1 protein-coding gene is annotated in these 374 nt (G+C 46.8%); it reads left to right on the plus strand.

Going from position 1 to position 374, the window contains the following annotated elements; translation table 11 throughout:
• Positions 1 to 181 (plus strand): PRTRC system protein C (locus NW211_RS14035; RefSeq protein WP_258328294.1); only part of this gene is annotated, 181 nt, incomplete at its 5' end.
• Positions 182 to 374 lie beyond the last annotated feature (193 nt).

Genomic DNA, 374 nt, shown 5'->3' on the forward strand with positions numbered 1-374 from the left:
TAAGAAAGGTACAGAGATGATTACACTTCCTGATCCCAATCCGAACGACTCTCCGGAGAGTGTGATGAGCTTCTACTCGAACATCTATCCGGAACTGACAACAGCAACCGTACACGGCCCGACCATCAAGGATGACAAGGCTGTATATGAGTTCAAGACAACCATCGGAACAAAAGGATGATAACTATGAGTAAGGACACTAAAAAGAAGCAGTCATGCAGACCATTGGACGAACATCAGTCGGAACAGCTCTCAAGGATGATAATCGCATCGACCAAGCGGGAGGTACGATACGGTGTGACAAGAGTAGAGAGAGTTACGGCGCCAACGGGTGCCGTAATTCTTTTCTAAAGACACCTATTCTTCCCATAGCA

The sequence above is a fragment of the Barnesiella sp. ET7 genome (genome assembly GCF_024733785.1).
In the GTDB taxonomy this organism is placed as follows: Bacteria; Bacteroidota; Bacteroidia; order Bacteroidales; family Barnesiellaceae; genus Barnesiella; species Barnesiella merdigallinarum.